Annotated in this window: 10 protein-coding genes; 5 read left to right on the plus strand and 5 right to left on the minus strand. The window is 36.6% G+C overall.

Features of this window, described 5'->3' with window-relative positions; genetic code table 11:
* The first annotated feature begins 102 nt into the window (after positions 1-102).
* Positions 103-876, plus strand: coding sequence for a hypothetical protein (locus AC1M89_RS13765; protein ID WP_481592368.1), 774 nt, complete (start codon positions 103-105; stop codon positions 874-876).
* Here AC1M89_RS13765 and hisG read toward each other — a convergent pair.
* The 5 genes from hisG to AC1M89_RS13790 form a co-directional block, all read right to left on the minus strand.
* Complete coding sequence (gene hisG / locus AC1M89_RS13770; RefSeq protein ID WP_180000150.1) at positions 873-1,571, minus strand: ATP phosphoribosyltransferase; 699 nt, start codon at positions 1,569-1,571, stop codon at positions 873-875. The genes AC1M89_RS13765 and hisG overlap by 4 nt on opposite strands.
* Before the next feature lie 4 nt (positions 1,572-1,575).
* Positions 1,576-2,835, minus strand: coding sequence for a UDP-N-acetylglucosamine 1-carboxyvinyltransferase (murA, locus tag AC1M89_RS13775; RefSeq protein ID WP_481592367.1), 1,260 nt, complete (start codon positions 2,833-2,835; stop codon positions 1,576-1,578).
* Between the two features lie 7 nt (positions 2,836-2,842).
* Positions 2,843-3,094 (minus strand): BolA family iron metabolism protein IbaG, encoded by a 252-nt coding sequence (gene ibaG, locus AC1M89_RS13780; protein WP_180000146.1) that lies wholly within the window; start codon positions 3,092-3,094, stop codon positions 2,843-2,845.
* 142 nt (positions 3,095-3,236) lie between these two features.
* Positions 3,237-3,569 (minus strand): ribosome hibernation-promoting factor, HPF/YfiA family, encoded by a 333-nt coding sequence (hpf, locus tag AC1M89_RS13785; protein ID WP_035268921.1) that lies wholly within the window; start codon positions 3,567-3,569, stop codon positions 3,237-3,239.
* Between the two features lie 188 nt (positions 3,570-3,757).
* Positions 3,758-5,209 (minus strand): RNA polymerase factor sigma-54, encoded by a 1,452-nt coding sequence (locus AC1M89_RS13790; RefSeq protein ID WP_481592366.1) that lies wholly within the window; start codon positions 5,207-5,209, stop codon positions 3,758-3,760.
* 458 nt (positions 5,210-5,667) lie between these two features.
* Here AC1M89_RS13790 and AC1M89_RS13795 point away from each other — a divergent pair, with 458 nt between their 5' ends.
* The 4 genes from AC1M89_RS13795 (at position 5,668) to AC1M89_RS13810 (ending at position 8,913) form a co-directional block, all read left to right on the plus strand.
* The gene (locus AC1M89_RS13795; protein ID WP_180028739.1) at positions 5,668-6,567 is read left to right on the plus strand and encodes an amino acid ABC transporter substrate-binding protein; all 900 of its coding nucleotides are present in this window, start codon (positions 5,668-5,670) and stop codon (positions 6,565-6,567) included.
* Positions 6,568-6,636: 69 nt separating this feature from the next.
* Complete coding sequence (locus tag AC1M89_RS13800) at positions 6,637-7,479, plus strand: amino acid ABC transporter permease (protein WP_481592365.1); 843 nt, start codon at positions 6,637-6,639, stop codon at positions 7,477-7,479.
* A 1-nt stretch (position 7,480) separates the two neighbouring features.
* Positions 7,481-8,158, plus strand: a complete 678-nt coding sequence (locus AC1M89_RS13805) for an amino acid ABC transporter permease (protein ID WP_481592364.1) — start codon at positions 7,481-7,483, stop codon at positions 8,156-8,158.
* A gap of 11 nt (positions 8,159-8,169) precedes the next feature.
* Positions 8,170-8,913 carry an amino acid ABC transporter ATP-binding protein gene (locus AC1M89_RS13810; protein WP_481592363.1) on the plus strand — a complete coding sequence of 248 codons (744 nt, stop codon included), beginning with the start codon at positions 8,170-8,172 and terminating at the stop codon, positions 8,911-8,913.
* The last annotated feature ends 161 nt before the right edge of the window (positions 8,914-9,074 follow it).

Raw genomic sequence — 9,074 nt, forward strand, 5'->3', positions numbered from 1 at the left:
AGAAATAGAAAAATATGTCGGTTACTATTTAGGTATTTATGTCGTTGTTTTAACTATTTGTGGATTTTTCAATACTTTTATTACTGTCAGGGACAGTCTTTGATGTGTGCCGTTACTAAACAAGGAATCCAAGATATAGTAACTTTAACCGCATATGTACTGACGCCAATAGTTGCAATTATTGGTTTCTTAAATTGGAAGATTGAAAAACAATATGATTTAGAAAAATCACAAGCTGAGAAACTAATAAGTCTTTTAATTGAAGTGAATTTTAAAATTTACAAAAAATACAAATTAATTGAATCACTTTATTCTGTTAAAGAAAGCATTGTAATCATTCCAAGCCTTGAGCATGAAAGAGTAAGCTTGTCTCAAATTAATGAGATCGAATTAATTCAACAAGGCTTAGAACTACTAAACAAAATTTTAAACCATCAAGATCGTATTGATATAAAGTTCTACAAAAAGTTCTATATGCAGTTTCATTTTTTTGATCAATCTATAACTTATATTGAAGAAAGTTATTTAAATAATTATTACAGACACATCAATGACGCATTTAAGGTGACCCCAAATACTCAGATCATTGATCTACATAATTTTGGTACGAATTTCGAAAATTCACCACCTATAATCGGAAATGCTGCTCGAAGAGAATTCAGCGATCAATTATATGAAATGATAACTACAAAAAATATTAAAGTTACTATCACCGATCCATTATCAATAGAAATAAACGAATCAGATAAAACTTTTGCAGAGCACAAAAAAGATTACGATCAATCTTTTAATGATTTAGTTCAAGAACTAGTTAAAATTATTAAACCGCATAAAAAAAACCGCCTAATAAGGCGGTTTTTTTTTAAACTAGCTTAAGCTTTTTTCGCTTCTCTTTCTTCCACCGCTTTTTCAAGCTGTGCAAGAATCGGATTAAGTAAGGCTTGTTTACGCTTAAAGCTCGCTTTGTTCACAATCAGTCTTGAAGACACTTTGCAAATTTCTTCAAGAGGCTCTAAACCATTCGCGCGAAGTGTATTACCTGTGTCCACGACGTCAACGATGTAATCACCCAAACCAACCAAAGGTGCAAGCTCCATCGAACCGTAAAGTTTAATCACATCTACTTGCTCGCCTAAGCTCGCATAGTATTGACGCGTCAAATTCACGTACTTGGTCGCGATCTTCAAACGACCTTTCGGACGCTCCATACCCACTTTGCCCGCTGTCATTAACTTACAGTTTGCAATTTTAAGATCTAATGGTTCATAGACATTTTGTGCACCATGTTCCATCAGTACATCTTTACCTGCAACACCAATATCAGCCGCACCATTTTCTACATAAGTTGGTACATCAGATGCACGTAAAATTAAAATTCGAACATGTTTATGCGTCGTAGGAAAAATTAATTTACGCGATTTATCTGGGTCTTCTAAAAGATTAATCCCTGCTGTTTCTAGCAATGGCAATGTCTCTTTTAAAATACGACCTTTACTTAATGCTAAGGTTAAACCATGATCAAAATTGCCCATTACGTCAAAATTAGGATCATCGTTTCTCATATCGCTCATTAACTTACTCGCTCACTCGCTTAATTTGGGCACCTAAACCTTGTAATTTTGCTTCAACATCTTCGTAACCGCGATCAATGTGATAAATACGGTCAATTAAAGTCTCTCCTTCAGCAGCTAAAGCAGCCAAAACTAAAGAAAATGAAGCACGCAAATCTGTTGCCATAACAGGTGCAGCTGAAAGTTTTTCAACTCCTGTTACAACTGCATCATTACCTTCAACCTGAATATTAGCGCCCATACGTGACAATTCAGGTACATGCATAAAACGGTTTTCAAAAATCGTTTCTGAAATTGTTGCAAACCCACGACCGATTGCATTGACCGCCATCAATTGTGCTTGCATATCTGTTGGAAAATCTGGATGAGGCAATGTACGGAAACTAACGGCCTTAGGACGCTTACCCATCATATCGAGTTCGATCCAATCATCACCGCGCGTAACTTCTGCACCCATTTCTTCAAATTTATCCAACACTGATTCCATCAGCAATGGATCTGTATGTGTCGTTTTAACTCGTCCACCCGTAATAGCAGCAGCAGCTAAATAAGATCCTGTTTCAATACGGTCAGCAACAACTGAGTATTCACAACCATGCAAACTTTCTACGCCAGTGACGATTAATGTATCCGTATCTAAACCTTCAATCTTCGCACCCATTTTTATGAGCATTAGTGCAAGATCAGTGATTTCAGGTTCACGAGCCGCATTACGGATGGTAGTAACACCTTCTGCTAAGACAGCAGCCATGAGGATGTTTTCTGTCCCACCTACAGTGACCATATCGAAAACAACTTCACCGCCTTTTAAGCGACCATCAACTTTTGCATTGACATAGCCTGCTTCGACTTCAATTTCCGCACCTAAAGCTTCTAATGCTTTTAAATGCTGGTCAACAGGACGTGAGCCAATAGCACAACCACCAGGTAAAGATACTTTTGCACTACCGTAGCGCGCCAGCAATGGGCCAAGCACCAAAATAGACGCTCGCATAGTCTTTACGAGTTCATATGGTGCAAATTGATTATCAAGGGTTGAAGTATCAGCGACAACAGTATCACCTTCATACTTCATGGTAATCCCAAGCCCTGCAATTAATTTTACAAGCGTATGAACATCTTTAAGCTTGGGTACATTTCTGAGCGTAATTGGTGTTTCAGCAAGAATCATTGCTGCTAAAAGTGGCAATGCAGCATTTTTTGCACCAGAGATGCGAACTTCGCCTTCTAGTCTTTTACCACCAGTGATTAGAAATTTATCCATTTATTCCTTAAGCTCCGAAAAGACTAGCTTTGCGCCATTCTTCTTTTGTCATTGCGCGTATGGTTACAGCGTGAACTGCACCACTTTTAATATATTCGTTAAGAGGAGCATAAACTGCTTGTTGACGAGCAACTGTTCTTTTACCTTCAAACAGATCATCTACAATACGGAGGTCAAATTTCCCACCTTGTCCACTTACAGCAACATCAGCAGAAGGGAAAGCAGCTTTTAAGATTTCAGTGAGCTGTTCACTATTCATTGCAAAGACCTCTCATGGGACGATCGATTGTGTAAAAACGGATTATTTTACTATAACTCATTCAATGAATTCATCTGCTATACAATTTATCTATAAAAAAAAGAGGCAATATACCTCTTTTTTTATTTTCAGCTACAGACCGTCATATAGGCAGCGGCTGAAAAGCCATTTGCATTTTACGATATCGCATTAACTGTCTTTTTATTTTCTCAGTTAATTTTTTAATTGATGCATACATATCATCGCCAGATGCTTGAGCAAAAAGTTCGACGCCGGGTAAACGCACGATTGCTTCAGCGATATGATTCGAACTTCCTTTTTTCGAACGCTTATCGACTTGGTGATCCTTTGTGAGTTTCACCTGCATACTATTGACCTGATCAAGGTGCTTGGTCATTTCGGCGAATTTACAACGAATATTCTCTTCTATTGCAGGAGTAATACTTAAATGATGTCCACGAATTGTTATTTGCATAATCCTATCCCTCTCCTTCTAAAGGATTTGATTGAGTTAAGCCATGTGATTGCATGACAGAACATTCAACATAGAATTATTCTGCAAATTTAAGTCATGAAATCATGCTGGCTAAACCTCGTGTAACTAAAAAAAAGAGATTCATTATTTCGTCATAATGAACCTCTAGAATAATCACACTTCAAATTTCAGATCAAGACTTTTCGATCGGATGATGCAGGAATATGTAACGATTCGCGATATTTTGCGACTGTACGACGTGCAACATCGATACCATCCTCATTTAACAACTTAGCTAAACTGTTATCAGATAATGGTTTTCTTGGGTTCTCTTCAGCAATCAACTTTTTAATTTTTGCTCGGATCGCAGTTGAAGACGCTTCACCACCTGACGTTGTTCCAACATGGCTTGAGAAAAAATATTTAAGTTCAAACAACCCTCTCGGAGTAAGCAAATATTTATTGGTGGTTACACGAGATACTGTTGATTCATGTAACTCAACCTCCTCCGCCACATCTCTCAACACCAAAGGTTTCATTCCTTCAGCACCCAAGTCTAAAAAATCTCGTTGATGCTGAACAATACATGTCGCTACTTTTAAAAGCGTTTTATGGCGCTCATCTACACTTTTAATAAAATTTTTAGCATCAAGCATTTGATTGCGTAAATATTGATTATCTGCACTTTGATCAGCTCGACGAATCATATTTGCATAATAAGGATTGATGCGTAATTTTGGCAAAATATCCGGATTTAAGTGCACATGCCAACTGTCATTTTTCTTTGCCACCACCACATCAGGTACCTGGTAATCAGATTCTTTATTCTCAAACATTAGACCTGGATAGGGTTGTAATGATTTTAAAAGTTGTATTGCTGCTTTTAACTGTTCAAGTTTAAAACCTGTTTGCTTCAGTAATTTATTTAGGTCATTGGCAATCAATAATTCATAATGCTGCAATAACAATAACGCGTCATTACGGCAAGGTAAGGTATTAGGCAATACTTGAAGCTGAACATATAAGCATTCCACAAGATTGCGTGAACCAACGCCAATCGGCTCTAGTCTTTGTATATGTTTCAACACCACTAAAATTTCATCAATCTCAACATCTTCTTGAATATCCATCTGTGCGAGTAAAGTCAGCACTGCGTGGTGAATTTCTTCAACGCTCTCATCTAAAAAGCCTTTTTCATCCAAACCATCTACGATGCAATAGGCAATCAAAAGATCAGTTTGGGAGAAATTTAGGAGATTAACTTGCTGTAAAATATGATCTTTCAGTGTATTTTGAATTGAACGATTATCCTCACGTTCTTCATATTCTGGTAATTCCATTGATGATGATTGATGAGTATAGACATCATCCCATTCAGTATCTACAGGTAAATCATTTGGTAAATGATCTGCATTTAATTCTCGAGTAAGATCACTAGCAGACTGCTCCTGATTCAACTCCTCCAAACTTTGCATTGGGGAATCGTCTTCCACCTTCTCAAGTAAGGGATTACTATCCAACTGCAATTGAACTTCTTGCTCCAACTCTAAGCTGGATAATTGTAAAAGTCGGATCGCTTGTTGGAGTTGGGGTGTCAAAGACAAAGAATTGGATACTTTTAGTCCTAACGCTAATTTCATTAATCATTACCCCCTAACATCGTTATTATTTAAGCAATAATCATGCCTACAATTCTTATAACATAAGTTTCAAGTGTTAAGTTAATCAATTAGTCTTAATTGTTAATAACAAATAAGGATAAAATACATTATAATTCAATCATTTTTTTTTAATTAATATTCAGAAAAAATATGAGCACTCAAGTTTAAATAAAAAAAATAATTTTTTAGCGTTATCTGCAGTTATGGTTGATTAAAAATAAACCACTTACTCATGATTAAGGTTTTATAAGCTCATGATTTGTTTCGCGTTAATCAAAAAATCTAAATTCATTCGAATTTCGAGTATTTTTTATTCTTTACTTATTCTCATAGAAAGTATAAAAATAATTAATAGCTTATTTTGAATAGATTTCAACCAAATTTGAGAACTGTCAAAATTATAAGAACGATATATTAAAAGACATGGAGATTTCTTGATGAAAAGTCTATCTGGTAAAGTCCTTCTCAGCGCATTAGGCTTCATCATCGCTGGTGGAACAATGAGTCAAGCCAATGCTACTGACACCATTGCGAAAATCAAAAAAAATGGAAAAGTGATCATCGGGTATCGTGAATCTTCTGATCCAATCTCATATATTGTTGGTGGTAAACCTATGGGATATGCCATCGATATCTGTAATAACGTAGCTAACGAATTAAAAAAAGACTTAAAACTCCCCAACTTAAAAGTTGAATATAAAGCGGTTACTTCTTCCACGCGAATTCCTGAAATGCTCGCTGGAAACATTGATATGGAATGCGGGACGACAACCAACTCTGTCCAGCGACAACAGCAAGTCAACTTCTCTACAAATTACTTTGCCACTGAAGTACGTATGGCAGTCAAAGCTTCAGCGCCTTTCAAAGATTTAGGTGATTTAAATGGTAAAGCCGTTGCCACAACGCAAGGAACAACCTCGGATAAATACATCAAAATGGGTGCACGAGGAGAAAAAATAAAAGTTACCAATGTCTATGGTAAAGATCATGCTGATTCTTTTGCAATGGTCGCTTCGGGACGTGCAGCTGCATTTGTTATGGATGACAATATTCTTGCAGGGCTCATTGCCAAATCATCAAAACCTCAAGATTTTAAAATTGTAGGTCCAGTCCTTTCGTCAGAACCTTACGGAATTATGCTGCCTAAAGGCGATGCCAAGTTTAAAGCGATTGCAGATCGTGTGGTAACTGGAATGTGGAAAAATGGTCAAATGGATACCCTTTATAAAAAATGGTTCTTATCACCTATTCCACCACGCAATATCAATCTAAACATGCCTATGAGTAGCTCATTTAAAAAATTAAAAGCATCTCCGAATGATGCAGGGATTAAATAACAAAAATTATGAGGGCTTAAATAGAAACACTTAAGCCCTTTTTTCTCGTAACCATTGCAGGGAATTTCAATGGCTGTTGGTTCTTTAAATTGGACGTCATTTTGCTTGGCATCCAACGAATATGGCGTTGATAAAAAAGATTGGGCTGAATCTATCTGTAGTGCGATTGGAGGTTCAAGTTATTCAGCTGTTGCTGATGCACCGACTTGGTTACAGATACTTGGATCAGGTATTTGGACCATGATCTGGACTGCTGTCATTGCCTTTTTCATCGCATTTATACTTGGTTCACTTATTGGCATTATGCGTACATTACCCAATAAATTACTGTCATTCATTGGGACTTGTTATGTAGAGTTATTCAGAAATATACCCTTAATTGTTCAATTATTTTTCTGGGCATTCGTTTTCCCTCAACTTCTACCATTGAGTATGAGTACTGGAAGTGGTGAAATGGTTTCTGGCGGATGGTGGCAAAATATTTTAAATAATAATCCAGCAATTATTGGTGTATTTGCGCTGGGCCTATATACCGCTGCAAGGATTGCTGAGCAGGTTCGAGCAGGTATTAATACCGTTTCACAAGGTCAAAAAAATGCAGCTTATGCGATCGGTTTAAATTTAAACCAAAGTTATCGTTATGTCATTCTGCCAGTGGCTTATCGAATCGTTTGGCCAACACTGACATCAGAAGCAATGAATGTATTTAAAAATTCAGCCGTACTTTTTGCCTTAAGTGTTTTGAATTTTTTTGCATATACCAAAACAATGCGAGAAGAAACCTCTCAAGACGTGGTCATTTTAATTCTTTCAACACCTGTTTATCTCATCATCACTTATTCAATTAAATACCTGATGGCATGGATTGAGAAACGGATGGCTGTACCAGGTCTAGGTTCGGGAGGTAAATAAAATGGACTTTAGTGTTCTAACTCATCCCGATGTCGTTGCAAGTTTGATCGCTGGTTTTAAATTTACAGTTACAGTAACCATTCTTTCGATTATTGGTGGGATTCTTCTTGGTACACCAATCGCGATGATGCGTCTATCGAATAATAAAATTGCCAGTGGATTTGCAAAATTTTATGTCGACTTTTTTCGAGGTGTTCCCCTCATTCAAGTTATTTTTATCTTTTACTTTTTACTTCCTAAGTTTTTCGATTTCCAATATCACACCTATTGGGGACCTTTATTTTCAAGTGTAGTAACCTTCGCCATTTTTGAGGCTGCTTTTTTTTCAGAAATTGTCCGCTCTGGCATTCAATCAGTTTCTAAAGGACAAGTGAATGCAGGTTACGCCTTGGGTTTTAATTATCGCCAGACAATGTCATACGTAGTTTTACCCCAAGCTTTTAGAAATATGTTACCCGTGATATTGACGCAATCCATTGTTCTTTTTCAAGATGTATCTTTGGTTTATGTCATCAGTGCACCAGATTTCCTAGGCAATGCAAATACTTTAGCTAATACCTATGGTTCGGAAACCAAAGCCGTTTTTTATCTAGTTGTTGCTGTCGTCTATTTTGTCATTTCATTTGCACTTTCACGACTAGTTAAACACTTACATCAAAAAATAGCCATTATTCGATAAGGAGAATCAAAATGCCAATGATTGAAATTCAAGATGTATCCAAATGGTATGGAGATTTTCAGGTACTTAGCGAATGCTCAACCACTATCAACAAAGGTGAAGTTGTCGTTGTATGCGGTCCATCTGGCTCAGGTAAATCTACACTTATTAAGACAGTGAATGCTTTAGAACCTTTTCAACAAGGAAATATTATCGTTGATGGTACCGCTTTAAAAGACTCTAAAACGAATCTAGCAAAATTCAGATCTAGAGTAGGTATGGTATTTCAACATTTTGAACTATTTCCTCATATGACTGTGTTAGAGAACCTAACAATAGGACAAATCAAAGTACTTAATCGCTCAACTGAAGAAGCTAAAATAAAGGCCTTACAATATTTGGATCGAGTGGGTTTGACAGCACACAAAGATAAATTTCCAGGACAATTATCAGGTGGTCAACAACAACGTGTCGCGATTGCACGTGGTCTTTGTATGGACCCAGTCTGTATGCTTTTTGATGAACCCACTTCCGCATTAGATCCTGAAATGGTCGGTGAAGTGCTTGAAGTCATGAGCCAACTTGCAAAAGAAGGCATGACGATGATGTGTGTTACGCATGAAATGGGATTTGCAAAAAAAGTTTCAGATCGAGTGATATTTATGGATCAAGGCAAAATTCTAGAAGATTGCCCGACTGATGACTTCTTTAATAAGCCACAAGAGCGACATGAAAGAACAAAGTATTTTTTAGAGAAAATTTCAGCAGTACATTAAATATTAGATTAAATCCGAAAATTTCGCGATTATTGTTGTTTTTTTAATTGCAAGAATCATCAATCTTTTGGCATAAATTAACTGAATGGAGCTTCTTATTTAATTACAAGGGTTTAATTATTTTCAAATTCAATTTATATATATAAAAAAACACCCCCTTG

The organism is Acinetobacter sp. ANC_7635 (genome assembly GCF_056779945.1).

Excerpts from the sequence above, each read along its gene's own strand:
- AC1M89_RS13765 (WP_481592368.1), top strand. The coding sequence starts at position 103 with ATGTGTGCCGTTACTAAACAAGGAATCCAAGATATAGTAACTTTAACC.
- hisG (WP_180000150.1), bottom strand. The coding sequence starts at position 1,571 with ATGAGCGATATGAGAAACGATGATCCTAATTTTGACGTAATGGGCAAT.
- murA (WP_481592367.1), bottom strand. The coding sequence starts at position 2,835 with ATGGATAAATTTCTAATCACTGGTGGTAAAAGACTAGAAGGCGAAGTT.
- ibaG (WP_180000146.1), bottom strand. The coding sequence starts at position 3,094 with ATGAATAGTGAACAGCTCACTGAAATCTTAAAAGCTGCTTTCCCTTCT.
- hpf (WP_035268921.1), bottom strand. The coding sequence starts at position 3,569 with ATGCAAATAACAATTCGTGGACATCATTTAAGTATTACTCCTGCAATA.
- AC1M89_RS13790 (WP_481592366.1), bottom strand. The coding sequence starts at position 5,209 with ATGAAATTAGCGTTAGGACTAAAAGTATCCAATTCTTTGTCTTTGACA.
- AC1M89_RS13795 (WP_180028739.1), top strand. The coding sequence starts at position 5,668 with ATGAAAAGTCTATCTGGTAAAGTCCTTCTCAGCGCATTAGGCTTCATC.
- AC1M89_RS13800 (WP_481592365.1), top strand. The coding sequence starts at position 6,637 with ATGGCTGTTGGTTCTTTAAATTGGACGTCATTTTGCTTGGCATCCAAC.
- AC1M89_RS13805 (WP_481592364.1), top strand. The coding sequence starts at position 7,481 with ATGGACTTTAGTGTTCTAACTCATCCCGATGTCGTTGCAAGTTTGATC.
- AC1M89_RS13810 (WP_481592363.1), top strand. The coding sequence starts at position 8,170 with ATGCCAATGATTGAAATTCAAGATGTATCCAAATGGTATGGAGATTTT.